Raw genomic sequence first — 24,641 nt, 5'->3', positions numbered from 1 at the left:
AGCAAGATGTGACGGCTTACATGAAATATTACAACTTGGAGCGACTTCATTCTGCTAATGACAATCTGTCACCGGTAGAGTTTGAAAATTCTCAAGTAAAAGTGTCCAGTTTGGGTTGACCAGTACATCAAGGTGTGGCTCTTGTCTTGTGGATCAAACGCGCAGGCGGGTTTTCTTCTGTTATAATGCCCCCTCGATTTTTTGGAGGCGAGAATGGACGTATCTTCTTTACTAGACGGCCTGAATGATAAGCAGCGCGAGGCTGTCGCGGCACCGCAATCTAGCATGTTAGTGTTGGCGGGCGCGGGCAGTGGTAAAACTCGGGTGTTGACCCACCGTATTGCGTGGCTGATGCAGGTTGAACAGCAGAGTCCTTACTCGATTCTTGCGGTGACGTTTACCAATAAAGCTGCGGCTGAGATGCGCGAGCGAGTTGAAAAAGTCGCTGGCACTAATATGGGGCGCATGTGGATTGGCACGTTCCACGGTTTGGCGCATCGTTTGTTACGCACTCACTTTCAAGATGCGGGTTTACCGCAAAGCTTCCAAATCCTTGATTCTGACGATCAAGTGCGTTTGATCAAACGTATTCTTAAAAGCTTGAATTTGGATGAGAAACAATATCCTCCACGCCAAGCTCAGGGTTATATCAATGGTAAAAAAGACCAAGGATTACGCCCTAAACATATCGATGCGGGCGGTTTTCCGCTTGAGCAAAATCTGCTAAAAATCTATCAGGTTTACCAAGAGTCTTGTGATCGCGCAGGTTTAGTCGATTTTGCCGAAATCCTATTACGTGCCCATGAGTTATGGCTCAATAAGCCGCACTTGTTGGCCCATTATCAAGACAGATTTAAGCATATTTTGGTGGACGAGTTTCAAGACACCAACGCCATTCAATATGCGTGGATCCGCGTGCTCGCCGGTCAAACTGCCAATGTGATGATAGTCGGTGATGACGACCAATCGATTTACGGCTGGCGTGGCGCTCAGGTTGAAAACTTACATCGATTCTTAAAAGATTTCCCGACGGCGACCACGATTCGCCTCGAACAAAATTATCGCTCTAAGGGCAATATTCTTAAAGCTTCCAACGCCTTAATCGCCAACAACCCAGAGCGCATGGGCAAAGAGTTGTGGACGGATGAAGCCGATGGCGATCCGATTTCGCTCTATTGCGCCTTTAATGAAATGGACGAGGCGCGCTTTATTGTCGGCCGAATTAATGATTGGCACGAAAAGGGCGGCAACCTCAGTGATTGTGCGATTTTATATCGCTCTAACGCTCAGTCGCGGGTATTGGAAGAAGCCTTATTACACAAAGGCTTAGCCTATCGAATCTACGGCGGCTTACGCTTCTTCGAACGCCAAGAAATTAAAGATGCCATGGGTTACCTGCGGTTGATTAATAACAAAGACGACGATGCGGCGTTTGAGCGTGTAGTGAATACGCCGCCCCGTGGCATTGGCGATCGTACTTTAGATATTTTGCGCTCCACGGCGCGCCAGCATGAGTTAACCCTGTGGCAGGCGAGTGTGCGTTTGCTCGACGAGAAAGTGCTCGCGGGCCGCGCAGCAAATTCTGTGCGTGGTTTCATGGACTTAATCATGACGATGCGTGAAGACACCCAAGATATGGTGCTGTATCGCATGGCCGATACAGTGATCCAAGCGTCGGGCCTTAAGGCCATGTATGAAGCCGAAAAGGGTGAAAAAGCCCACGCTAGAATCGAAAACTTAGAAGAACTCGTCACGGCGGCGCGTACTTTTGAGCTGCCAGAAGAGCTGGAGGACATGGGCGAACTTAACGGTTTCCTCTCCCACGCGGCGCTCGAAGCGGGCGAAGGCCAAGCCGATGCCTTTACCGATGCGGTGCAGCTAATGACGCTGCATTCTGCTAAAGGGCTAGAGTTCACTATGGTGTTCATGGCGGGTGTCGAAGAAGGGATCTTCCCGAGTAAAATGGCGCTCGAAGAGGGCGATAGACTCGATGAAGAACGCCGTCTCTGCTATGTCGGCATGACCCGCGCTATGGAAAAACTCTATATTACCTATGCGGAATCACGGCGCATTTATGGCCGCGAAGATTACGCGCGGCCGTCGCGTTTTATCAAAGAGATCCCGCCGCAATATGTGGATGAAATCCGTCTTAAGGCGCAGGTTTCAACCCCGATGGCGAATAATCGTTTCAGCGCCCAAAAATCGGCTGCCACAAACGATACGGGCTTTAACGTCGGCCAACGAGTCAATCATCCTAAATTTGGTGAAGGTAAAGTGACCAACTTTGAGGGCAGCGGTGCCCAAGGGCGAGTTCAAGTGAGCTTTACTGACTTTGGCAGCAAGTGGTTAGTGGTGGCTTACGCTCGGTTAGAGGCGCTTTAATACCAGCCCTGAACGCGATGAATGTCAGCTTTTTATGACACGCTTTTAGGGCGTAAATTCGCATCGGGAGAAGCATGGGTATATGATGCTACTCCTGAAAATCGAGTGGAAACGTGAGCCGATATTAGGAATGGGAGTACCTAGTTAATGAATTTAAAGCAGAAGTGGGATGTGTATTCCCGTCTTACTCGAATCGACCGCCCTATAGGTACGCTATTATTGCTGTGGCCATGCTTGATGGCGCTGATGTTAGCGGCGGGTGGTATGCCCGATCTTAAGGTATTAATCGTCTTTATTTTGGGCGTAGTGATTATGCGTGCCTGTGGCTGCATTATTAATGATTATGCCGATCGTGATCTTGACTCCTTTGTTGAACGCACACGCGCTCGCCCCTTAGCCAGTGGTGAAATTAGCAGCAAAGAAGCGCTGTTACTGTTTGCTGTATTAGGCCTAGTGGCATTTGGTTTAGTCTTATTACTCAATGGATTAGTCGTTAAATTATCCGTTGTTGGCATTATTCTCACCATTATTTATCCCTTCACTAAACGCATCACCAACATGCCACAGATGTTTTTGGGCATAGTGTGGAGCTGGTCTATCCCTATGGCTTACGCGGCGCAAACGGGTGAAGTGCCGATGGAAGCTTGGTGGTTATTTGCCGCCAATTGGTGTTGGACTGTCGCCTACGACACTATGTACGCCATGGTCGATAGGGACGATGATTTAAAAGTAGGCATAAAATCTACTGCGATTTTGTTTGGTAAATATGACCGCCAAATCATCGGGTTATTTCAGCTGGGCGCATTAATCTGTTTTATTGCCGCGGGTTGGAGCGCCGATCGTGGTTTAGTGTATGGCCTAGGAATACTGACTTTTGTTGGCTTTAGCTCCTACCAACAAGTGCTAATTTTTGGTCGCGAACGTGCACCGTGTTTTAAGGCATTCCTCAATAATAATTGGGCAGGTTTGGTGTTATTCGCCACCTTAGGCGCTGATTATTTATTCGCTTAAGTACATAGCGGCTGTAGCTCAACAGCCGCTATGAAATATCCGTCACTCTGCCGCATCAATTACTCACGTCAGATATCCCCACCGCTTTACTTGCGTAAACAGTCACTAATATGTGCTACTCAATACGTGTCACTAAATGAATTTAGTGGGCGCGTATAATAGGCATTCATGCTTAAAAACAGTTAAACACATCTGATATTTTGCATGTGTTGTTGACGCAGCAGCTCAATAGAGTATGATTTCTCTCTCTATTAAGGGAGTGTTTATGGCGCAGTTAATACCATTACAACTGTTTAAGTTACTGTCAGATGAAACGCGGCTCAGCATTATGCTCTTGCTTCGTGAGGCAGGTGAACTGTGCGTATGTGATATCACAGTTGCTATGCAACAAACTCAACCTAAGATATCGCGCCACCTTGCCATGCTTAGAGAATCAGGTTTATTAATGGATCGCCGCGACGGTAAATGGATCCATTATCGCCTCTCGCCGCATATTCCCGTGTGGGCTGCCCATATTCTTGAGCAAGCTGGCCTATGTCTGTTGATTGAAACCAACCAACTCCTTAAGCGGTTGCAACAAGGTCATTTATCTTGTCAGTAATATGCTAAAAAATTTTACAGATACACATCTGAAAATTCATATGTGTATTCGGGTGTATTTCAAATGTATGTATAGCGGGGAATACCATGCTACTGGCGATAACGATTTTTATGCTGACCTTAATCTTGGTGATTTGGCAACCTAAGGGCTTAGGCATTGGCTGGAGCGCCTCGATTGGCGCTGCCATGGCGCTTGCCACAGGCGCGGTGCAATTGAGTGATATTGCTGTGGTATGGCAGATAGTCTGGAATGCGACGGCCACCTTTATCGCAGTGATTATTATCAGCTTACTATTAGATAAGGCGGGCTTTTTCGAGTGGGCGGCATTACATGTGGCCCGTTGGGGCAATGGTAAAGGGCGTTGGCTGTTTAGTTATATCATTTTGCTCGGTGCTTGTGTGGCGGCATTATTTGCTAACGATGGCGCGGCGTTAATCCTCACGCCTATCGTTATTGCGATGTTATTGGCGCTCGGTTTTAGCCGCGGTGCGACTTTAGCCTTTGTGATGGCGGCGGGTTTTATTGCCGATACCGCTAGCTTGCCGCTGATAGTGTCTAATTTGGTGAACATTGTCTCGGCAGACTTTTTTAACCTGGGTTTTATGGACTATGCCGCAGTGATGCTGCCAGTTGATCTGGTGGCGATTGTAGCGACCTTAGGTATGTTGCACTGGTTTTTCCGTAAAGATATTCCAGCCACTTACGATATTGCTAAGCTAAAGTCGCCCAATGAGGCGATTAGCGATCCGCAAACCTTCAAGGTGGGTTGGCTGGTATTGGCCTTACTCTTGATTGGATTTTTCGCCCTAGAGCCTTTAGGTGTCCCCGTGAGTGTGGTTGCCGCTGTTGGCGCTTTAATTCTTTGGGGCGTCGCCCGTCGCGGTAAGGTTATCGATACAACCGAGGTGCTCAAACAAGCGCCGTGGCAAATCGTAATTTTTTCGCTCGGCATGTATCTGGTGGTATACGGTTTACGCAATGCGGGCCTGACGGATTTACTGGCGAATATACTCAATACCTTCGCACAATATGGTATCTGGGGCGCGACCTTAGGCACGGGCTTTTTGACGGCATTTTTATCTTCGGTGATGAATAATATGCCGACTGTGCTGATTGGTGCCCTGTCGATAGAGGCCAGCGAAGCCAGCGGTGTGATTAAAGACGCTATGGTGTACGCCAATATTATTGGTAGCGATCTTGGGCCTAAAATCACTCCAATTGGTAGTTTAGCCACCTTGTTATGGTTGCATGTGCTATCACAAAAAAATATTACTATTACATGGGGTTACTATTTTAGAGTCGGTATTGTGATGACGTTACCGATACTGTTAGTGACCCTTATTGCTCTGGCGGTTCGTCTATCTTTTTAAAGCGGTTTTTATTGAGCGTGTGACAGATTATTGCAGGCGCGCAATATTAGTTGCTGAGTACCGATAGTTAACTAAATTTTGTTTAATAGAGAGAAAATCATGCAAGCAGCCAGCGTTATTCGTATTTTTCATAATCCAGACTGTGGCACCTCGCGCAATACGCTAGCGCTTATTCGTAATAGCGGCGTAGAGCCTGAAATTATTCATTATCTTCAAACCCCGCCATCGCGGCCCGAGTTACTTACCTTGATTGCTGCTATGGGCATACCGACAAGGGCGCTGCTGCGCACCAATGTGGCACCTTTTGAAGCTCTGGGGCTTGCCAATGACTGTTTTAGCGATGATGAATTGGTCGATTTTATGTTGGCCCATCCGATTTTAATTAATCGCCCTATTGTGGTGACTCCACTTGGCACAAGGTTATGCCGCCCCTCTGAGTTAGTGTTGGATATTTTACCTAACGTGCAGCAAGGTGCTTTTAGCAAAGAAGATGGTGACGCTGTGATTGATGCAAAGGGAGAAAGGTTAATATAATGAATCCATTAGATAACACACTTCCTTTAGATAACGTGCCAGCTTCAAATAACGTGCTGGAGCTCATGCCAGCACTGAAGTCTGAGTTGTTAGATAGCCGCATTCAGGCGGTGCAATTTATGCTGTCGCCAGAGGCGCATCCGCCTCGAGTGCTCATGCTCTATGGCTCTGTGCGTGAGCGCTCTTACAGCCGCTTGACTACTGAGGAAGCCGCACGGTTACTCACCCGCATGGGCGCAGAGGTGCGGATTTTTAATCCTTCAGGCTTGCCGCTAGCCGATGATGCCCCCGATACGCACCCTAAAGTACAAGAGTTACGTGAAATGGTGCGTTGGAGTGAAGCCATGGTGTGGTGCTCACCCGAGCGTCATGGTGCTATGACCGGCATAATGAAAACCCAAATTGATTGGATCCCGCTGACTGAAGGTGCAATTCGTCCTTCACAGGGTAAAACCTTGGCCATTATGCAAGTTAGCGGCGGCTCGCAATCTTTTAACGCCCTCAATCAAATGCGTATATTAGGTCGCTGGATGCGGATGTTCACGATCCCAAATCAGTCCTCGGTGGCTAAGGCTTGGCAAGAATTTGATGAGGCAGGGCGGATGAAACCTTCAGCCTATTACGATCGCATTGTGGATGTGATGGAAGAGTTGATGAAATTTACCTTGTTATTGCGGGGAAATATGGATTACTTAACCGACAGATACAGTGAGCGTAAAGAAAGCCACGCAGAACTTACCGCCAGAGTGGAGCAAAAGCGTATTTAGGCTTGTGCCTATCAATACCAAATGGTTACATTTTAATATCGCGATAGTATTTTTATAGCGGTTAGCAACGTATTTAATGTCGTATTGTATGTGGGTAGCTAAGTTTAAACGGCGAAGATTAGAATTAATCGCTAAAGGAATAAACCATCAAAGGAGGTGATATATGCCGTGTCAGCTAACCCGATTATTTGGCATTGAACTGCCGATTATTCAGGCGCCTATGGCGGGTGTTCAGGGCAGTGTCCTGACTGTCGCCGTATCGCAAGCGGGCGCTTTAGGGTCGTTGCCCTGCGCCATGTTATCCCCCGAGGCTTTGCACACTGAATTAACGCATATTCGCGCCCAAACGACTAAGCCCATCAATGTAAACTTCTTTTGTCATCAAGAGCCCGCACCACAAGCGGTAAAACAGGCCGAGTGGCTTAATCAACTCGCGCCTTATTTTACTGAGTTAGGTGTCAATCCTGACGCCCAAACCGTGGTGCAGCTGCGCTCACCCTACACCAGTGCTCAGGCTGAAGTGTTAGCCAAATTTAAACCCGAAGTCGTGAGTTTTCACTTTGGTTTACCCAATGATGATTTGCTGCTAGAGATTAAATCTTGGGGTTCTAAAGTGATTTCTACCGCGACTACAGTGGCAGAAGCCTTGTGGCTAGAGGCACATGGCGTGGATGCTATTATTGCCCAAGGTTTAGAGGCCGGCGGCCATAGAGGGCATTTTTTATCCGATGATTTAACTGCGCAGCTCGGCACTTTTAGCTTATTGCCGCAAATCATCGCTGCCGTTGCTGTGCCCGTTATCGCCGCAGGTGGCATAGTTGATGCGAAAACTGTGCGCGCCGCGATGGCAATGGGCGCTTCGGCGGTACAAGTCGGTACGGCCTATTTACTTTGCCCTGAATGCACCACCAGTAAACTTTATCGCGCCGCGCTGCAAAGTGAGGCCGCGCAGCATACTGCGCTGACTAACTTATTTTCTGGCCGACCTGCTCGCGGCATAGTGAATCGTTTTATGGCCGAACTTGGACCTATCAACCAAGCTGTACCCGATTTCCCTCTTGCAGCAAGTGCTGTTGCCGTATTACGAAGCGCCGCCGAGCAACAAGGGTTCGGTGATTTCAGCCCACTGTGGTGCGGCCAAAATGCTTCAGGCTGCAAAGCGATCCCGGCTGCGGAGCTCACAAGGCTGTTAGCTTTAGGTTTGATGGTTTAACAATCTACTTGAGTATTTTTAAGCCCACCTTGTATTCATTCTTGTTGCCCCCAATGTATTTGATAAACCAAGCAACTTTATTGGTTGTCACTATTATAGTTTTGGCAGTTATGTATTAACTGTTATTTGTTGAATAGCTCAACTTACAGGGATGTTAAATGCTAAAAATACGACTAAGACGCCCAGTTAAATATCGAATAGCCTTCCTCATATTGATGGTTACTGTGTATTTTATTGGGTTTAATATCGTGCCAGAACAGTTAACGCAAACAAGTGAGCAGCTGCTTTTGGCACTCGTCAGTGCGCTATATTTTGTGTTGTTACCTCTGCTCTATTGGTATTGGATTATCAAAATTGGTGCGCAAAAAAGCTGGAAAATATTTGTTATCCTAAGTTTGAGCTGCCTCATGGCTCGGCTCAGTTATCCTCCTAAAATTGCAGAGTATTTCGAGTTTATCGCTTGGTTACGTTTCCCTATTATTGCGATATTGCTGCTCATCGAACTGTACTTGATGGTGAGTATTATTAAGGGATTGTGGCAGGCGAGGAAGGCTTCAAGCGATCCAAGATTAGCGATCATTGCTCAATATGCTGCCACTGTGGAGCAAGAGAAGGGTAAGGGGACGAATGAACTTAGAACGCTTAATATTGAGGGCGCATCAAACATTGATTCGCCAAAGAATCAAATGCCTGACGATAAGAAGCTGACCTTAGGTTTAATACTCGCCACTGAACCCGCGAGCTGGTATTACGCTATTCCTTATTTTTCCCGTCGCCACCCTACTGCAGTCACTCAGCTTAAGTTGCTCAGTGCCCAGCCTTGGCATGCTTTAGGCCTCATAATGTGCTTAATCGCCGCCTCCACACTGAGTTACACACTACTGGATGATGTGAGTCATATTGCTGCCGTATTCGTTTCTGGTTTGATCTTGTATTCAGTTGTATTAATCGCTGCCAATTACCGCATCAGTCGTTATTACTCCCTGTACCAAAAGGAAGGTAAGTTGATTATCAATAATGGTATCTGGGGTTTTATGTCGATTGATTTAACCCAGATAAATGAACTGAAATTAGGGATGTTTGCGACTCATATGCAGCCACAGCAAGTGGGCGGTGCTTCAGAAATATTGACAATAGGCCGTGGCGATACCGCGAATGTGCAGCTTATTTTTAAGCAGCCCCAAACTTATTATGGTGGCATGGGACAATTGCCAGAGTCGTTCAGTGTGGTCAACCTTGTTGTGGATGATCCTCCAGTATTCGCCGATGCGCTTGGTCAAATCCACGAGTGACAAAAAACATGCTAGGTTGGGTTTACATAGCAAATCTTTGTTTAAGCTATTGATATTAAAGTGTTATAATGTAACGTTTTTCATTTGGCGATTTAGATGTCACAGAATGTCATTGTTATAAGTTGCGATATCTTTGCTATTATCTACTCCCCAATACTTGTATTTAACATGGCTAAATTAGCGACACATTGGTTTATACTCGTCGTCTAATGATTTACCGCGAGTTAAGCTCAGCGGCTTAATTCAGCCGTTCCTTCAGCCTGAGTATGAGCATCTACCACGGCTTCAAATGATTAATATCGATGGTCATAGATGTTGCTGACCTCTATAGATTTAAGGATAACGTTATGTTGTTACGTCAAATCATTGTTTTGTGCCTTGCCGTTATGAGTTTTACTGCATTTGCGGGCGATAAAGCCTATCAACAAATCACACTTAAAACCTATCCAGAACAGCAGCAAGTGAACTTAGCCAGTGTGTCGGGTGACAAGCCGATATACCTAAAGTTTTGGGCAACTTGGTGTCAGCCCTGTATGGAGCAAATGCCGCATTTTGAAGCTCTGCAAAAGCAATATCAGGACAAAGTAAACATAGTTGCGGTTAACATTAATATTAATGAAGAGCTGCCTAAGATTGCTGAGGTTATCACGCGTTTTGGGCTGACTATGCCCGTGTGGTTAGATAATGAAGGCGAGTTAGGTGTGGCTTTAGGCTTGGTCGGTACGCCCTATAGCGTATTAATTAATCGTGCGGGTGATGTGGTTTACACTAGCCATGAGTCAGATGCTAATTTAGATAAATTTATTGATATGTTAGCCAGTGGCCAAGAGTTAACGGCGCAAACAACCGATGCGCCTAATGCGGAGCAAACGGCTAAGTTACTCAAACCTTGGGTTCAGGGTGAGCATTTACTGTTTTTTACCGCAACATGGTGCGATTGGTACTTAGCTGAGAGCCGTCCTGAGATGTCTAAACAGTGTGTTGCTGTGCAAAATGGTTTAAATGATCTCGTGCAAAAACTACCCAATAAAGCCTGGCATGGCGTGGTAAATCACCTGTGGACTGACGATAAAGCACTGGCGGATTTTAAGCAGCTGTATAAAACACAAATAGACTTTAGTATCGATGAGTTAGGCGTGTTGTTTAATCATTTTAACATTCGAAATATTCCGACTTTACTCTGGATCAAGGACGGTAAAGTGATGCAGCGTATTACTGATTTTAGCCAGCCAGAGAAAGTTGTCGAGCAGTTGCCAGTTCAATAACTCCTTTATAACATTAGGACTTTGGCGTAATGCCGAGTATTTTCTACTTTATCATTCGTTTTTATTGTGGGAACTTTTAGCCCTATGACGCCAATTTTTAGTAATGCCGCGATTGGTCGTACCCTATTGATTTTGCTGCTGTGTGCTGGCGTGTTCTTTTTTATCGACTTTTTAGTGCCCGCCTTAGCTGCTTTGATCGTGTGTTTTTCGAGTTGGCCCTTGTATCAAAAACTATTGGCAAAATGCGGGAATCGCACTGTATTGGCGGCAACCATTGCGCTGTGCTGTATTGTGCTCGGGCTGATTATCCCGCTGGCTTTTGTATTTTCCTATGCGTTACAAGAGATTAAAACTTGGGTTGATTGGCTGGTATTTACCAACCAACACGGCTCGCCCGTGCCCTTGTGGATCAAAGAGCTACCTTGGATGGGTGAATGGTTGACCCTGCAATGGCAACAATTTATCGGTGAACCCCACGAATTAGGTAAAATTATCAGTGCCATCAGTGGGCAGAACCTGACGGGTATTTCTCGCGGGGTACTGCAGTTGGGTTGGAACACGCTAGGGTTGCTACTGACCTTAATTTTTATGCTCATCACCTTATTTTTCCTCTATAAAGATGGTGAACAAGTGGCGAAACAATTAGATGTTGTCGGTGAGCGAGTGCTGCCCGCACGCTGGCATAGCTTTTCTCGAGTGGTGCCTGCTACGGTCAGTTCTACGGTTATTGGCATGACGCTTATCGCCATTGGTGAAGGCATAGTGCTAGGGATTGCCTATTGGATTGCCGGTGTGCCATCGGCCGTGGCGTTTGGGGTGCTAACCGCCTTTATGGCCTTGATTCCCGGTGGCGCGCCCACTATGTTTACCTTAATTTCACTTTATTTGGTCGGTACTGGTGATACGACTGCAGGCGTAGGCTTGTTTCTTTGGGGTAGCATAGAGCTGTTTATTGTTGATAAAACTCTGCGGCCGAATTTGGTTGGTGGGCCAATTAAATTGCCTTTTTTACCGACCTTTTTTGGCTTGATTGGCGGCGTGAAAACCATGGGTTTTGTCGGTTTGTTTGTTGGTCCAGTATTGATGGCCTTGCTGGTGGCGATTTGGCGTGAGTGGTTAAGGGAAGAGCCAGAAACGATACCATTGGATAAACAGATAGATAGTCGCTAAAACTTCATTTCTCTAAGGTATTTTTGCGCTCATCTGTGTAAAACCACCAAGGTTTAGCATCTTCACCTGCCATAAAACGGGTGATGGAGATAAATACATCGAGCATGCAGGGGTCGTGTGTTTTTCCGGTCAAACGATTGAGCGTTTGATACAGGTCGTAGGGATTTATGCCTAATAGTTGTTCAGGCTTATCTATGCCAAGCAAACGTAAATCCGCCTCACAGGCTTTGTCAATATTGGGTAAATCAGTTAATTGCTTAACCTCGGCACGCACGACTTTTGCAGGATTCATACGGATTGCCTCGTTAAAACACACGCTGAAAAGTCATTGCCGCCGGATAATCGCTTAGGCGCCGTAATTGCCTTGGCGAAATAAGAGCCTGTAAATAACAGGCTCATAAACAAAGCTATCAAATCTAGGCTTTAACCAGTGTTGTTAGATCCGCTGGGCGATAGTAAACCGATTTTAGTACTTTGCCTTGGCGAACCACTTTACCTACTATTTCCACATCTTTAGCGCATTTCGCGATAATGAAGTCGCCCTGTTGGCTACCAACAATTTCAACACCTTGCTTGGCATAAAAGGCAATCGTCTCAGCGAGTTCTTGTTCGTTACGGCACACTTTACTCATATTACTCGAGTGGACTTCGTCCCAGCAGCTTATAAAATCAATTTCACGGTTTTTAGCCACACAAAGCAACAAGTCGATTAAGTAACTGATTTCGAGTCTGTCGATCATGGCTTGCGCGCCTAAGTGCACTAAACGGCCCATTAACACGTATACAGAATCGACGATGGCATCGGCCTGTTCGATACGGCTATCGGCTTCGGCAAGTTCAGTTAACTCCTCAATAATCAGTGAAGTATGTAAGGTGTCGGCCTTGTCATCTAAAGAATCAACATCATTAACGGGCAAGTCGAAGGTGCGACGAAACTCACTGATATCACGATATAAGTGGTCATAAATAGGTTGAGTTAAGCGGGTGAGTTTCATCTGATTTGCCTTGAAATAAAGAGTTTGGCGGCAATTTTAAAGAAATGCGCCGTGAAATACAAAGTTCAAGGATGGGGTCAAGCGTATAAAAATGCCCGCTGCTAATATTCGTGCAGCGGGCTTCGGTTAATTACGGGTGGTGTGTACCGAAGGAGATTTGAGTTATTAACGTGCTAATTGGTTGGCTCTTGGCCGTATTTGGCGATTAATTGGTCTAAGTAAGGGGCTACGTCTTTATCGCCCCAGTCTAGGTATCCCCGCACAAAGCCTACCAGATTACCTTTTGTATCAAAAAAATACGTCGCGGGGACAACGTTTGCAGGGATGATTTGTTCTATGTTTTGCGTTGGGTCGAACCAAGTTTGGTAGTCTTTAAAATTGTGCTTAGTGAGGAAAGGACGCACTTCCTTTGGGTCCTCATCGATAGAGATTGGCACTATGGCAATATTTTTGCCCTGATATTGTTGTTTAAGCTGTTGAAGTTGTGGGATTTCACGTAAACAAGGTACACACCAAGTTGCCCAAAGATTGACTAACACCAGTTTGCCTTGGTGCTGCTTTAGGGTTTGAGTTTGCCCTGCTTCATCGAGAAAGGGCACATTTGGCACCCCGCGTGCGTGCTGCATTTCAACAAAGCCAGTCATTACCCTAGGTTTAGGAATGGCTTCACCGGTATCGTAAAGTTTATTCTGTAAAGAGTGGGCTTGGACTATGGTGCTGAATAGAGCAAAACCGCATAGCAGCGTGAGCCTAACCAAATGTTGTTTCATAAATTAATCCTCTATTTTTTAAAGAGTAGGGCGTGGTGCACTACGTTTAGTTAGCGCAAGGCAAATCCCTACACCGAGTAATAGGAACAGTAATGGCCCAAACCACAACGCCAAAGTTGAGCCTTTAAGTTCAGGTTGATAACGGATTTTTTCACCATAGCGTTGCACCATAAAATGAATAATCTCGTCTTGGCTTTGCCCCTGTTCCAGCATGGTAAATATCTGCGCTTTAAGCTCATGGGCGATAGGGGCTTGAGATTCAAATAGGTTCTGGTTGGTCGCCATAGGGCAGCGCAGCACTTTACTGATATCCATGGTCTGTTGTTGATAAGACACTGTGGTGATTGACCGCTCTTGCGCCATAAAGAAAAATATCGCGGCTCCCAAAAATAGTGTGATAAGAAGCAACCCCATTAAAAAACTGAGGTAAGGTGAGCGAAATGAGGCATTCATTAGGCGATGCTCTCCTGTGGTTGTGTATTGGTTGTGCTGTCTAAGGTTTTAACATCTAAGGTTTCAACAGCAGATAGATAGCCAAGGCGGCAAGCGGGCCACGCCGCGATAGCGCCGCCTAATATCATGAATAAGGCACCAAGCCATATCCAACTTGCCAGAGGCTTATAGCTGATGCGGATAAGGTACTCGTTATCACTCAGTTGTAAGCCCATTGAAACGTAAATATCCCGCCATAGGCCGTGGTCAATACCGGCATGGGACATTTCCATACCATTGCTTTTAAAGGTTTGCCGTTGGGGCGTAACATAGGCTAATACTCGCTCATCATGGGCGGTATCGCGGATACTTATATTGGCTTGGATAGCGGTAAAACTATTGGTATCAACATTTTCAGTGCTTTCATAAACCAACACATAACCCGCTAGCGGTTTACCTTGCCCAGGTCCCATTCGAAGCAGAGCTTCTTGTTCAAAAAACGACACCGCCGTAGCGCCGGTAATCGTGATTGCCACCCCAAAATGGGCGATTAACATAGCCACCAAGCGGCGTTTAGAAAGAGGGGTTACTGTATTGTCAGCATTAACGCTTGCGGGATTATTTATGCTGGTTTGCTTATAGAATCCTAATGCCGCCATCAGGGTGAGTAATAAACAAACCAGTAACCAAAGCGCTGCTGCAGTGCCAAGCATTAAAAATAAATGATCCCCCGTGGCGGCTTGAAAGCTTACCCACAAGGTTAAGGCTAATACCAATATGCCCGAAATGAGCAAGGGCTTAAGTTGTGCTTTTGATGCCTTTTGCCACTGGGCTAAGGGAGCGATACCCATTAACAACGCGAGTAAAAAGGTGAGCGGTACAAAAATCGCGTTGAAATAAGGCGCGCCAACGGAAAGCGTTCCTAGGCCGAGTAGTTCGTAGAGTAATGGATAAAAAGTCCCCAGTAGCACTGAAAAAGCTGCCACCACTAAAAGAATAATACCTAGCAACAATAGGGTTTCTTTACTGAAAAGAGCAAAGATGACATCTTGTCTGAAGGTATGGGCTTTGAGCGCAAAAATAAGTAAAGCGGCGCTGACAAAAAGCACGAGTAAACAAAGGATTGACATACCACGGGTGGGATCAGAGGCAAAAGCGTGCACCGATTGCACTATGCCAGAACGGACTAAGAAACTGCCGAGTAAACACAGCGAGAAAGCTAATAGACACAACAGTAAAGTGGTGATTTTAAAGCCCTGACTGCGTTTGGTTAATATGACGGAATGCACTAATGCCGTCGCGACCAGCCAAGGAATAAAAGACGCGTTTTCTACCGGATCCCAAAACCACCACCCGCCCCAACCTAATTCGTTATAGGCCCACCATGAGCCAAAGGCATTACCCGCCGTTAAGAAAATCCACGCGAATAGTACCCAAGGTTGTAAATGCTTGACTTGGCGAGTATTAAATTTCCCCCCGAGTAATGATGCTAAGGCGGCGGCAAAACAAACGGTCAGCCCAACATAGCCAAGAAAGAGCATAGGTGGATGCAGTATTAGGCCTATGTCCTGCAATATGGGATTGAGATCGCGCCCCTCAATCGGAAAATCAGGCAATAAACGAGCAAAAGGATTAGAGGTAAACAGTAAAAACAGGTTAAAGCCGAGGATCACTAAGGATAAAATCGCCAGTAACCTCGCAAAATACAACGCATCTTGGTAGCGGTCACTGCTGTTAGCGTGGGTGCAATCGGTTATAGATAGGCGATAACTGATAATGGCGCCCCAGAGTGCAATGGCAAACACCCAAAATAACATTGAACCTTCATGGCTACCCCAAACGGCCGCTATTTTATATCCCAGCGCTAATTGACTATTAGAATGGTTGGCAACATAGGCAACAGAAAAATCATCGGTGACAAAACAATAAACGAGGCAGAGGAGCGATGTGAATACTGCAAAAAATAATGCCCGAAATAAAATAGGACTGCATCCTAATAGGTAAGCATTATTTCGATATACGCCGATTAATGGTATTGATGCCGATAATAGTGAAATAACAGTGCTAATAATTAGCAAAACATGTCCTATTTCTGGCAGCATTACGGTCATTTATTTATGTCCTTTGGGTTATTTCACTATTTAATGGCTACAGGATTTAACTATTGTTTATTAAGTCATTAGCAAGTATTAAGTCGTTAGCAGTAAAATTATGGTTAGTTAAATTAATTTTTATATTTATGTCTATGATTCGCTATTTTGTTGCTCAAGGTTATTCGAATGCTATTTTAAAAAATGTGATCTATTCCTTTATTAATTTCTTTATTTATCTCGTTGAATACTTTTTAAAGTTAAAAGTTGTTTTTAGATTATTTCAGAACTAAAAATGTAGTTTTTTGATCTAAAAAACTAATGGGATATAAATGTTAATCTTATGATTTTATAGGTTATTAATTGGTTGTTGTCATCTTGATTTGTTTATAAGGATTTAATGTGCTCTAGCTCTGATTTTTCATCCTCGCCCTTCTTCATCATGCAGTCACTGATCAATTGTTTGTGTCGTTCCGAGAACAATTAAGTTCAGTGGAAAATATAAAACTAATGATAATTAGGAGTGAATGATGAAACGATGGAAATCCAAGGCGGCATTAAGTGTGCTGTTTTGTTTAGGCACTGTCGTCAGTGCAGTAGGGTTAGCGTCTGACGCTAAGTCTGCAGGAGACATCAAGCCCGGTTATGGCAATAAACAGCAAAGTGCAGAAGCACAAGCTATTATGGCCAATCCCGATGTAACAGTAGAATCTCGGGGTGTGAGAACCCTTCAGGACTATATCGTTCAAGAAAAAGAGTTATTTGATTTTTTGTTCGAAAACCATCCGGTATTTAAATATGCAGAAGCCGGCCGCCTAAAGGGAACTTATAAAGTCAGTGACCGTGGGGAAGAATATTTACACGGTGGTGATAGTCAGAAATATAGCCAACACCAAGAGGGTAATCGCCCTATGGCACTGCAATATCGACTTGGCGCTAAGTCGATATTGGATTTCCCTAATAAGTTTGTTGGGCCTGAAAAATGTGGTGAATGCCATGGCCCACAGTATGAAAAATGGAAACGTTCACGCCATTCTAAAACCTTACGCTTCCCGGGTAACCACCCTGAAGTGGAAAACGATATAGAAAAAACAATGTATGGCACTAAGGATACGTCCATTCTGCCAGATGGTATTACGCCAGACGCCATTTACGCCACAGTGGGAACACCAAGAACCAAATATGGTTTTATTGATGGCTATTTAGTTCGCGGTACTTACCATATTCGCGATGGTCTGCTTAAAGACGGTACGGGCACTATGGTGGCCGGTGGTAACCAATTCTCCCGCGGTTGGGCTGAATGGTTAACGCCTGAAATGGCAAAGAAAATCCAAAAAGTGGTGCCTAATTTTCCAACGACAATGGAAGAGTTCGGTGCTAGCGGTTCACATCAATGGGGCATGAGCTCATACGGCGCTAAGTATGAGAAGGAGTTTTTATTCCAACCTGCTAGCTCCTATTGCGAAATGTGCCATAGCTTCAAGTTTGACTTTAAAACCAAAGAAGAGTTCTTTGCCGCGTTAGGCAACCCTAAAGAACTGCAAAAACACACAGTTTCACTGGGTATTACCTGTGAAGAGTGTCATGGCGCAGGGGGTCACTTAGACGGCGGTATTGGCGGCGGCATGCCTTCAAACTGTGAGCGTTGTCACCAGCGGTTCAACTTTGTTGAAGAGCTAGCCCAAACACCTCAGGGTAAAGAAAAGCTGGAATATGCCTTCAACGTGAAGATGAAGTCATCATGCCCATCTTGTGGTACTGAAGGTTCGCAAATGTTTGCCTCTGCTCACTATGACAAAGGTATGCGCTGCTCGACATGTCACGATCCACATGAAGTCACCGATGGCGATTGGAAGTCTGGTATCACTAAACCTAAGTTAGTGAAAGAGTGTACCGACTGCCATGCTGCACAGGCTGAAATTGCTAACAATACTAAGACGCATGGTAAGCAAACCTGTCAAAGCTGCCACATGCCAAACATGGGAAGCTGTGAAAACTTCACCGCTATTCAGGTTCCTGACTTAGCGGGCTTTGATAACGTACGTAAATCCCACATGTGGAAAATTGATGTGGATCCATTACGTAAAACGCTCAATCCACCAGAAGGCAAGTCTCGCAACTCTGCGACTAAAGGTTGGACTGTGGCGAAAGATGAAAAGGGCCATAACTACCTTGATTTAATGTGGACTTGTGCCCGTACCTCTGTGTCAGACCACGATGTGGTTGAAAACAAAGGTTGTCATAGCCAATTCCAATCAGAGTTGCCAGCTGGTCTGCATTTCAAAGACCAAATGGAAATCTACGGCAAAGTTCAGAAGTGGCAAAAGCCAGTGAAAGAAACCTTTGCACAAGTAGAGGAAGCACTCGCTCGTATCGATAAGTCAATGTCAAAGGCTAAGTTATCGACAGAAGACAAAGCGCAGGTGTTGATGTTTACCGATAAAGCCGAAGAAGTCATCAAGCTCATTCGAGATGATGGTTCATGGGGTGCACACGGTGCTCGTTACTCACTCAAACGTTTAGACGCAGCTTTGACCTATGTTACTCAAGCCCAAGCCATTATTGATGCTAAAGGCCTAAGTGCAAAAAAAGCCTAGTTTAATGTAAGTCCTAGTTATCCCCGACACCTCTGGGTGTCGGGGAATTTGAGAACCAGATTATGAATACATTACTGCGTCGCAGCCTTACTCAAACCTTAATGGTATTAGCCTTGGGTATCATGGCAATGCCTGTGGTGGCGGGTGGTGGCTCTGAGATGTCCGAAGTGCCTTATAACGAAATCGAACTTAACCCAATTTCAATGATGGAAGCCGAAACATTAGTGGGACAGCAGGGGGTTTATTTTTTTGACGTAAATACGCTGGAAATATGGGCGGATGGTTTTATCCCCGGGGCGGTTTTTTTCAATGTGCAGAGTTGGAGAGAGTTACTTCCAAAGAATAAAGATGCGGTGATGGTGTTTTATTGCGCCAATCGTCTGTGTACCACCAGCAATATGGCCGCTAGAGAAACCATGAAATTAGGTTACACCGGTGTGCGGCATATGACGGATGGCATTTTTGGCTGGCGCATGTCAGGCCGAGTCATTGAAAAACCATAGTTAAACAAGATTTATCGTCAGTTTAGTTTGCGGGTCAAAAAGTGAAACTCACAGGGTTAATTACTAAAGAGAACATAATATGAAAACACGTATGCCAACTTCTTTTATTCCAAAAACCGTCACAGTGGCGACCTGTGCGGCACTCTTTATTTCTATGGCAAGTTTTGCAGCGCCTAGCTTGCAAACCGATGCCGATAAAACCTCATACAGCATGGGGGCATCCATCGGTAATTACATTTCTGGTCAAGTCTATAACCAAGTTGAGTTGGGTTCAGCGGTGAATGTTGATTTGGTGGTGCAAGGTTTTATCGATGCTCTCAAAGATAAACAACAACTGACCGATGAAGAAGTGCTGACCTACCTTAATCAGCGGGCTGAAGAACTGAACGCCGCTAGAACGCTAGTCGCTGAAAAACAAATGGTAGAAACGAAAAAAGCCGGCGCCACCTTTTTAGCGGAAAACCAGAAAAAGTCTGGCGTTAAGGTCACTGCATCGGGTTTGCAATATGAAGTCCTAAACCAAGGTTCAGGTAATAAACCTAAAGCAGAAGATGTTGTGACGGTGGAATACGTGGGCAAACTGATTGATGGCACTGAGTTTGAAAACACAGTTGGCCGTAAAGAGCCGACGCGTTTTGCCTTGATGTCAGTGATCCCCGGATGGGAAGAGGGGATCAAACTGATGCCTAAGGGCGCTAAATATCGCTTTGTGATCCCGGCCAGTCTTGCCTACGGCGCGGAGTCAGTTGGGGTGATCCCTCCTGAATCCACTTTGGTGTTTGATGTTGAGCTTAAAAATATTGAAACCCCGAGTGAAATGAAAGAGATAAAAAACAAAAGCATGATGCCAGGTCACAGTTAATAGCGGGTATTCGCGGTATTGATGACGATAACAGACGCTCAGTTTAGGGGATAAAACCGTGGATCTAGGGTTAGGAGTTAGCATGTGTTTGGGGCTGTTTGTTGCTTATATTTATTGGCAACACCGCCGCTTAAATCTTGCACAAGATATGGCGCAATTACCTGCCGTATCCGCTAAAGCGCCCTTGTTAATGGGCGCGCTACTGGTGCTGCTAACCCTAGCTATCTATAGCCAAACTGGTCGTTTCCACGATTGGAACCAAGGTAAAGCTGATGAAAATATTGACTATTTAGTCGCGGCCGATATTACCAAGGGGATTCGCTTGGTTGAAAAAGAGCCGCAAAATACCTTGGCACTGATGTCTCTGGCACAGGCCTATAGTGCTGGTGGTTTGTATGCCGATGCGGTGCAAACCTTAGACAAATTATTACTGTTGACGGGTGAAGATGCCGAGGTGCTCGGCAGTAAAGCCAATGCGCTTTACTACCGCGATCAACGCCAAATCAACCCTGAAACCACACAAGTGATCAATCAAGCGTTGGCTTTATGGCCTACAGAACCTCAAACACGCTTGTTACTCGCCACCGATGCCTATTTGAACGCTCGCTATAGTGAGGCCATTAGTCATTGGCAGCAATTGTTGGCAGAGCCAAGTGCTGATATCAACCGCGATACGATTTATACCGCCATAGAGAAAGCGCAAATAAAATTAACTGAAAGTGATGATACATCGAGTCACTAACCACTTTTAGGCAAGTTAATAACGATATTAATAACGTTTGATATTAAACAACCAGAGAGCTTTTTACGTCAGTACTCCGCGAGGCAGGTAATTAATACGCAGGTATGTGCCGTTTAATATCTGACAACACTATGCAATTTAATGACTTAATTTAGTTTGCTGGACGAATATTATTTTTATCAACCCTCGTCGTACGGGACTGTCCCTGCAAGGTGCCCTGACGAGGTGTTGATGCTTTTACTCAACAGGAGCAATAAGATGAAGATGTACTATGCGTTACTGCTGTTAATGCCTTTGCTATTGACTGGCCATAAAAGCGAGGCGACCGAGCAAATCCACCAAGCCGAGATGATCCATGAACATGACCGATGTCATTTGTGCGGCATGGTGATCACTAAATACCCTGGCCCCAAAGGACAAGTACACCTCAAAGCCGACAAAATGGTGCCTAAATTTTGTTCTAGCCGCGATATGTTTAACTTTGCTTTGCAAAGCGAAAACAAGCGCCAGATTGATTATATGATGGTGCATGACGCCGCCACGACCAATTGGGAACAACCAGACGATAGTGCGTTTATCGATGCCAAAAGTGCATTTTATGTGTATGGCACGACTAAAAAAGCCGTGATGGGACCTGCGGTTGCTCCTTTTAGCACTCAGGCCGCCGCCGAAGCCTTTGCCAAAGAATATGGCGGTCGCGTGTTGACCTTTAACGACATTACATTAGAACTGCTGGCGGGCGATAAGTAGGGCTATAAAGATGAAGCTGCGTCGACTCTTTATTGGGCTGTTGTGCTTTGCCTCTTGCAGTAGCTGGGCAGCGCTCACTCGGGTGACAGATACTGATTCACTGACGCTGGCGCTCGGTAAGGCTCAAGATGGTGACACTATTGTACTGGCGACCGCGGTATACAGCGGCTCATTTAGTGTGACGCAATCTATTCATTTAAAAGGTGAAGCTGGCGCTACTTTAGATGCACAGCGCCAAGGTAGTGCGTTAATTGTTGAAGCCGCTAAGGTGACTATCGAAGGGCTCAATATCCGTCATTGGGGGCGAGATCTCTATTATCGTGATGCGGGGATCTTGCTAAAGCAAGGGGCGGATAACGTGCTAATCACCGCCAATCGCCTCGAAGGTGAGGGTTTTGGTATTTATGGCGAGCACATAGATGCGCCTGAAATCCTTGCTAATAGCATTAGTGGTAATGGCGCTATTTATGTATTGGATAGGGGCGATGGTATTTATCTTAAGCATGTCACTGCTCCGCAAATTCATAATAACCAGCTTATTTTCGTCCGTGATGGCGTGTATCTGGAGTCTGTTAACCACAGTCGCATTTCTGAAAATCAATTTACTAAGCTGCAATACGGCATTCATTACATGTACACCCAAACTGACGAAGCGTGGCAAAACCAAGCCATTGCCGTTGATGGGGGTTATGCCTTAATGAGCTCAACGGATATTTATCTGCACCATAATCGCGTAACTCAGGCGCGTGACTTTGGCATTTTGCTCAACATCACTGAGTCCTGTCATGTACAAGCTAACAGCGTTAGCAATATTCATAACCCTAAGGGAACCGTGGAATTAGGTAATGAGGGCAAAGGTATTTTTATCTACGCAGCGCAAAATAATCGCATTGAAGATAACGAGTTTAGTCATAGCGATACGGGGATCAGTATGGCGATGGGCGGTGAGAAAAATCGTCTGTGGCGCAACCGTATTACGGCAAATCAAACCCAAGTGAAATACGTGGGCGACGCGCAACTGGAGTGGAGTTATCAGGGGCAGGGTAACTACTGGTCGCAATATCAAGGCTGGGATTTAGATTCCGATGGGATTGGCGATCTTGTCCATCGGCCTAACGACAGTTTAGATAAGTTATTTTGGCTTTATCCAGAGGCAAAGTTATTAATGGAAAGTCCTGTTGTGCTGCTGCTACGTTGGGTTGAGCGGCAATTTCAGCCCCAAGTGACAAGCGGTATTAGTGACAGCTTCCCCTTAATGCACTGGGACGAGCCTGCGCAAGTTGATGGAGTTTCGCCATGAATCATCAAGCGGTTACACACTCTGCGAATAAGGTGATAACGCATAGCGATATTGCCGTTAAAGCCATTAATGTCGTTAAGTCTTATAACCAGTTTAAGGCGCTGCAAAATGTGAGTTTTGACGTGTTAAAAGGCCAAGTTATTGCCCTCATTGGGCATAATGGCGCAGGTAAATCGACGTTACTTAAATTGATTTTAGGGCTTATTGCCCCCACTAGCGGCCAGATTTTTGTGCAAGGCCACAATGTGGGCTCTATGAATGCGCTGCAGCGTTTATCTTTAGGTTACTTACCTGAAAATGTGAGCTTTTATGACAACATGACCGCTTTGGAACTACTGCAGTATTTCGCAAAACTTAAGGGCATCGCCCCTGCAAAAGCTAATATATTACTTGCCGAGTTTGGTTTAGAGGCCGCTAAAAATCAGCGTTTGAATACTTTTTCAAAGGGGATGCGTCAGCGTCTTGGGCTCGCACAGGCGATATTAGCCAACCCCAAAATATTATTACTCGATGAGCCGACCGTGGGTTTAGATCCCCTAGCGTCGGCTTTTTTGTATCAAAAAATCGCGCAACTTAAGGCCCAAGGCTGCGCCATTATCATTAGCACCCATGAGTTAGGATTAGTGCAAGATCAAATGGAAAGAGCCTTGATCTTAGGTCAAGGCCGCATGCTTGCTGCCGGAAGCTTAGCCTCTCTTAGGGCGGCAACTGAGTTACCCAGCCATATTTTTTTACACTCGTTATCTCAAACACAAAAGCAAGAGGTATTAAGTGAGCCTATTTTAAGTGCCTGTGTGAACACCTCTTCGCAGCAGGGCTTAAAGCTGACCATAGCGCCCAGCCAAAAAGCCGCGGTATTAAATTATTTATTACAAAAAATGCAGCTAGTGGACTTTTCTGTAGAGCCCCCGAGTCTGCAGGATGTATTTCATCACTATATGGAAAGTATTATGGATAGTGTTTGCGATGCTCCAGCGCCTATTTTATCCCCTACGGCCTTTCAAGTGGTGAATATGACTAATGACCTTAAGCGGGAGTCGATGACATGAGTCAAACCGACGTTTTATCGGGGGGAGGCCATTTAAGCGCCCTGAGCATTATTAGCACTATCGCCGCGAAAGAATTTAAGGATAACCTACGTAACCGTTGGTTATGGATGATGACGGCAATATTGCTACTGCTTTCATTGAGCGTGAGTTTTATGGGCAGCGCTATATCTGGCAGCTTAACCATGTTTGAGCCTGCGCAAACTCTCTCTGGATTAGTCACCTTATCGGTGTTTATTCTTCCCTTAGGCGCGATTTTGTTGAGTTATGACAGCTTTGTGGGTGAGAAAGAGTCCGGCACTTTACTGTTATTGTTGACCTATCCCTTGGCGCGCTGGCATCTGCTGTGTGGTAAGTTTTTAGGCCATGGCTGCGTGATGGCGATTGCCTGTATTTTAGGCTTTGGCGTGACAGGATTCATGCTGGTTTTATTGGGTGATGCTAAGGCTCAGTTAACCCTTGCCAGCGGATTTACTCATTTAATCCTAAGCAGTATTTTACTGTCATTAGTTTTTATTTTATTAGGCTATTGGGTCAGCTTATGTGTGCGAGAAAAAGCCAAGGCATTAGGGATGTTGCTGATTTTATGGTTTGTACTGGTGCTAATATATGATCTGGTATTACTTACCCTATTGGTCGCAATGGCCGACATACTGAATCGCGAGTTGTTTAACATAGTGATTTTATTTAATCCTACCGATTTATTCCGCGCCTTAAATTTGCTTGCTAACCCTGCCGATACGCTCGTTGCAAAAAGCAGCCTTACACTGATTGCGCAAACAGGCTTTGGGCTGCCTTTAATGTATTGCTTGTTTACTGGCTGGATTATCGCCTTACTCTTTTGTTGTCATTGGGTCTTTAAACATCAAGAAATTTAATTAGTGTCTGCTACATTAGGTGGGATTTGCGCTTATTAAACAATAACTAAACTGAGTATACAGTCACAGTA

24 protein-coding genes are annotated in these 24,641 nt (G+C 45.4%); 19 read left to right on the top strand and 5 right to left on the bottom strand.

The window, feature by feature from the left end; all coding sequences use genetic code 11:
* From ACRN9H_RS05925 to ACRN9H_RS05875, 11 genes are all read left to right on the top strand, one after another.
* Positions 1-119 (top strand): IS3 family transposase (locus ACRN9H_RS05925; protein ID WP_220733647.1); only part of this gene is annotated, 119 nt, incomplete at its 5' end.
* A gap of 94 nt (positions 120-213) precedes the next feature.
* Positions 214-2,382: a DNA helicase II gene (gene uvrD / locus ACRN9H_RS05920; RefSeq protein ID WP_432312861.1), complete on the top strand. Its 2,169-nt coding sequence runs from the start codon at positions 214-216 to the stop codon at positions 2,380-2,382.
* A 147-nt stretch (positions 2,383-2,529) separates the two neighbouring features.
* A complete protein-coding gene (ubiA, locus tag ACRN9H_RS05915; RefSeq protein ID WP_432312860.1) occupies positions 2,530-3,393 on the top strand; it encodes a 4-hydroxybenzoate octaprenyltransferase in 864 nt (287 codons plus the stop codon).
* 265 nt (positions 3,394-3,658) lie between these two features.
* The gene (locus tag ACRN9H_RS05910; RefSeq protein ID WP_432312858.1) at positions 3,659-3,994 is read left to right on the top strand and encodes a metalloregulator ArsR/SmtB family transcription factor; all 336 of its coding nucleotides are present in this window, start codon (positions 3,659-3,661) and stop codon (positions 3,992-3,994) included.
* A gap of 86 nt (positions 3,995-4,080) precedes the next feature.
* Positions 4,081-5,364 carry an arsenic transporter gene (locus ACRN9H_RS05905; RefSeq protein ID WP_432312856.1) on the top strand — a complete coding sequence of 428 codons (1,284 nt, stop codon included), beginning with the start codon at positions 4,081-4,083 and terminating at the stop codon, positions 5,362-5,364.
* Positions 5,365-5,463: 99 nt separating this feature from the next.
* Entirely contained in the window at positions 5,464-5,898 is a 435-nt protein-coding gene (arsC, locus tag ACRN9H_RS05900; protein ID WP_432312854.1) for an arsenate reductase (glutaredoxin), read from the top strand.
* Positions 5,898-6,665 (top strand): arsenical resistance protein ArsH, encoded by a 768-nt coding sequence (gene arsH / locus ACRN9H_RS05895; RefSeq protein ID WP_432312853.1) that lies wholly within the window; start codon positions 5,898-5,900, stop codon positions 6,663-6,665. The genes arsC and arsH overlap by 1 nt, the downstream gene beginning before the upstream one ends.
* Positions 6,666-6,828: 163 nt before the next feature.
* Positions 6,829-7,878, top strand: coding sequence for an NAD(P)H-dependent flavin oxidoreductase (locus ACRN9H_RS05890; RefSeq protein WP_432312852.1), 1,050 nt, complete (start codon positions 6,829-6,831; stop codon positions 7,876-7,878).
* Positions 7,879-8,036: 158 nt separating this feature from the next.
* A complete protein-coding gene (locus tag ACRN9H_RS05885) occupies positions 8,037-9,170 on the top strand; it encodes a hypothetical protein (RefSeq protein WP_432312851.1) in 1,134 nt (377 codons plus the stop codon).
* 347 nt (positions 9,171-9,517) lie between these two features.
* A complete protein-coding gene (locus ACRN9H_RS05880; RefSeq protein WP_432312850.1) occupies positions 9,518-10,435 on the top strand; it encodes a TlpA family protein disulfide reductase in 918 nt (305 codons plus the stop codon).
* A gap of 84 nt (positions 10,436-10,519) precedes the next feature.
* Positions 10,520-11,605, top strand: a complete 1,086-nt coding sequence (locus ACRN9H_RS05875; protein ID WP_432312849.1) for an AI-2E family transporter — start codon at positions 10,520-10,522, stop codon at positions 11,603-11,605.
* A gap of 4 nt (positions 11,606-11,609) precedes the next feature.
* On the opposite strand, the gene ACRN9H_RS05870 is transcribed toward ACRN9H_RS05875, so the two are convergent.
* From ACRN9H_RS05870 to ACRN9H_RS05850, 5 genes are all read right to left on the bottom strand, one after another.
* Positions 11,610-11,897, bottom strand: coding sequence for a helix-hairpin-helix domain-containing protein (locus ACRN9H_RS05870; RefSeq protein ID WP_432312848.1), 288 nt, complete (start codon positions 11,895-11,897; stop codon positions 11,610-11,612).
* A 124-nt stretch (positions 11,898-12,021) separates the two neighbouring features.
* Positions 12,022-12,600 carry a nucleoside triphosphate pyrophosphohydrolase family protein gene (locus tag ACRN9H_RS05865; RefSeq protein WP_432312847.1) on the bottom strand — a complete coding sequence of 193 codons (579 nt, stop codon included), beginning with the start codon at positions 12,598-12,600 and terminating at the stop codon, positions 12,022-12,024.
* Between the two features lie 173 nt (positions 12,601-12,773).
* Positions 12,774-13,370 carry a redoxin domain-containing protein gene (locus ACRN9H_RS05860; RefSeq protein ID WP_432312846.1) on the bottom strand — a complete coding sequence of 199 codons (597 nt, stop codon included), beginning with the start codon at positions 13,368-13,370 and terminating at the stop codon, positions 12,774-12,776.
* Between the two features lie 18 nt (positions 13,371-13,388).
* Positions 13,389-13,823 carry a cytochrome c-type biogenesis protein gene (locus ACRN9H_RS05855; protein ID WP_432312845.1) on the bottom strand — a complete coding sequence of 145 codons (435 nt, stop codon included), beginning with the start codon at positions 13,821-13,823 and terminating at the stop codon, positions 13,389-13,391.
* Entirely contained in the window at positions 13,823-15,913 is a 2,091-nt protein-coding gene (locus ACRN9H_RS05850; RefSeq protein WP_432312844.1) for a heme lyase CcmF/NrfE family subunit, read from the bottom strand. The genes ACRN9H_RS05855 and ACRN9H_RS05850 overlap by 1 nt, the downstream gene beginning before the upstream one ends.
* A gap of 509 nt (positions 15,914-16,422) precedes the next feature.
* On the opposite strand from ACRN9H_RS05850, the gene sirA reads away from it, so the two are divergent.
* The 8 genes from sirA (at position 16,423) to ACRN9H_RS05810 (ending at position 24,570) form a co-directional block, all read left to right on the top strand.
* Positions 16,423-18,489 (top strand): dissimilatory sulfite reductase SirA, encoded by a 2,067-nt coding sequence (gene sirA, locus ACRN9H_RS05845; protein WP_432312843.1) that lies wholly within the window; start codon positions 16,423-16,425, stop codon positions 18,487-18,489.
* A gap of 62 nt (positions 18,490-18,551) precedes the next feature.
* On the top strand, positions 18,552-18,992 hold the full coding sequence (locus ACRN9H_RS05840) for a rhodanese-like domain-containing protein (protein WP_432306468.1): 441 nt from the start codon (positions 18,552-18,554) through the stop codon (positions 18,990-18,992).
* Between the two features lie 79 nt (positions 18,993-19,071).
* A complete protein-coding gene (locus tag ACRN9H_RS05835; RefSeq protein WP_432312842.1) occupies positions 19,072-19,854 on the top strand; it encodes an FKBP-type peptidyl-prolyl cis-trans isomerase in 783 nt (260 codons plus the stop codon).
* An 82-nt stretch (positions 19,855-19,936) separates the two neighbouring features.
* Entirely contained in the window at positions 19,937-20,596 is a 660-nt protein-coding gene (locus ACRN9H_RS05830; protein WP_432312841.1) for a tetratricopeptide repeat protein, read from the top strand.
* 258 nt (positions 20,597-20,854) lie between these two features.
* A complete protein-coding gene (locus ACRN9H_RS05825) occupies positions 20,855-21,346 on the top strand; it encodes a nitrous oxide reductase accessory protein NosL (RefSeq protein WP_432312840.1) in 492 nt (163 codons plus the stop codon).
* Positions 21,347-21,356: 10 nt separating this feature from the next.
* Positions 21,357-22,646, top strand: coding sequence for a nitrous oxide reductase family maturation protein NosD (nosD, locus tag ACRN9H_RS05820; protein ID WP_432312839.1), 1,290 nt, complete (start codon positions 21,357-21,359; stop codon positions 22,644-22,646).
* A complete protein-coding gene (locus ACRN9H_RS05815) occupies positions 22,643-23,695 on the top strand; it encodes an ATP-binding cassette domain-containing protein (protein ID WP_432312838.1) in 1,053 nt (350 codons plus the stop codon). The genes nosD and ACRN9H_RS05815 overlap by 4 nt, the downstream gene beginning before the upstream one ends.
* The gene (locus ACRN9H_RS05810) at positions 23,692-24,570 is read left to right on the top strand and encodes an ABC transporter permease subunit (RefSeq protein ID WP_432312837.1); all 879 of its coding nucleotides are present in this window, start codon (positions 23,692-23,694) and stop codon (positions 24,568-24,570) included. The genes ACRN9H_RS05815 and ACRN9H_RS05810 overlap by 4 nt, the downstream gene beginning before the upstream one ends.
* Positions 24,571-24,641: the final 71 nt, after the last annotated feature.

Source organism: Shewanella sp. MF08487, assembly GCF_050848685.1.
GTDB classification, from domain to species: Bacteria; Pseudomonadota; Gammaproteobacteria; order Enterobacterales; family Shewanellaceae; genus Shewanella; species Shewanella glacialipiscicola.
This window is presented reverse-complemented; position numbering and strand designations above follow the sequence as displayed.

Excerpts from the sequence above, each read along its gene's own strand:
- arsC (WP_432312854.1), top strand. The coding sequence starts at position 5,464 with ATGCAAGCAGCCAGCGTTATTCGTATTTTTCATAATCCAGACTGTGGC.
- ACRN9H_RS05850 (WP_432312844.1), bottom strand. The coding sequence starts at position 15,913 with ATGACCGTAATGCTGCCAGAAATAGGACATGTTTTGCTAATTATTAGC.
- uvrD (WP_432312861.1), top strand. The coding sequence starts at position 214 with ATGGACGTATCTTCTTTACTAGACGGCCTGAATGATAAGCAGCGCGAG.
- arsH (WP_432312853.1), top strand. The coding sequence starts at position 5,898 with ATGAATCCATTAGATAACACACTTCCTTTAGATAACGTGCCAGCTTCA.
- ACRN9H_RS05810 (WP_432312837.1), top strand. The coding sequence starts at position 23,692 with ATGAGTCAAACCGACGTTTTATCGGGGGGAGGCCATTTAAGCGCCCTG.
- ACRN9H_RS05880 (WP_432312850.1), top strand. The coding sequence starts at position 9,518 with ATGTTGTTACGTCAAATCATTGTTTTGTGCCTTGCCGTTATGAGTTTT.
- ACRN9H_RS05875 (WP_432312849.1), top strand. The coding sequence starts at position 10,520 with ATGACGCCAATTTTTAGTAATGCCGCGATTGGTCGTACCCTATTGATT.
- ACRN9H_RS05910 (WP_432312858.1), top strand. The coding sequence starts at position 3,659 with ATGGCGCAGTTAATACCATTACAACTGTTTAAGTTACTGTCAGATGAA.
- ACRN9H_RS05890 (WP_432312852.1), top strand. The coding sequence starts at position 6,829 with ATGCCGTGTCAGCTAACCCGATTATTTGGCATTGAACTGCCGATTATT.
- ACRN9H_RS05835 (WP_432312842.1), top strand. The coding sequence starts at position 19,072 with ATGAAAACACGTATGCCAACTTCTTTTATTCCAAAAACCGTCACAGTG.
- ACRN9H_RS05905 (WP_432312856.1), top strand. The coding sequence starts at position 4,081 with ATGCTACTGGCGATAACGATTTTTATGCTGACCTTAATCTTGGTGATT.
- nosD (WP_432312839.1), top strand. The coding sequence starts at position 21,357 with ATGAAGCTGCGTCGACTCTTTATTGGGCTGTTGTGCTTTGCCTCTTGC.
- ACRN9H_RS05815 (WP_432312838.1), top strand. The coding sequence starts at position 22,643 with ATGAATCATCAAGCGGTTACACACTCTGCGAATAAGGTGATAACGCAT.
- ACRN9H_RS05825 (WP_432312840.1), top strand. The coding sequence starts at position 20,855 with ATGAAGATGTACTATGCGTTACTGCTGTTAATGCCTTTGCTATTGACT.
- sirA (WP_432312843.1), top strand. The coding sequence starts at position 16,423 with ATGAAACGATGGAAATCCAAGGCGGCATTAAGTGTGCTGTTTTGTTTA.
- ubiA (WP_432312860.1), top strand. The coding sequence starts at position 2,530 with ATGAATTTAAAGCAGAAGTGGGATGTGTATTCCCGTCTTACTCGAATC.
- ACRN9H_RS05840 (WP_432306468.1), top strand. The coding sequence starts at position 18,552 with ATGAATACATTACTGCGTCGCAGCCTTACTCAAACCTTAATGGTATTA.
- ACRN9H_RS05830 (WP_432312841.1), top strand. The coding sequence starts at position 19,937 with ATGTGTTTGGGGCTGTTTGTTGCTTATATTTATTGGCAACACCGCCGC.
- ACRN9H_RS05865 (WP_432312847.1), bottom strand. The coding sequence starts at position 12,600 with ATGAAACTCACCCGCTTAACTCAACCTATTTATGACCACTTATATCGT.
- ACRN9H_RS05885 (WP_432312851.1), top strand. The coding sequence starts at position 8,037 with ATGCTAAAAATACGACTAAGACGCCCAGTTAAATATCGAATAGCCTTC.
- ACRN9H_RS05860 (WP_432312846.1), bottom strand. The coding sequence starts at position 13,370 with ATGAAACAACATTTGGTTAGGCTCACGCTGCTATGCGGTTTTGCTCTA.
- ACRN9H_RS05855 (WP_432312845.1), bottom strand. The coding sequence starts at position 13,823 with ATGAATGCCTCATTTCGCTCACCTTACCTCAGTTTTTTAATGGGGTTG.
- ACRN9H_RS05870 (WP_432312848.1), bottom strand. The coding sequence starts at position 11,897 with ATGAATCCTGCAAAAGTCGTGCGTGCCGAGGTTAAGCAATTAACTGAT.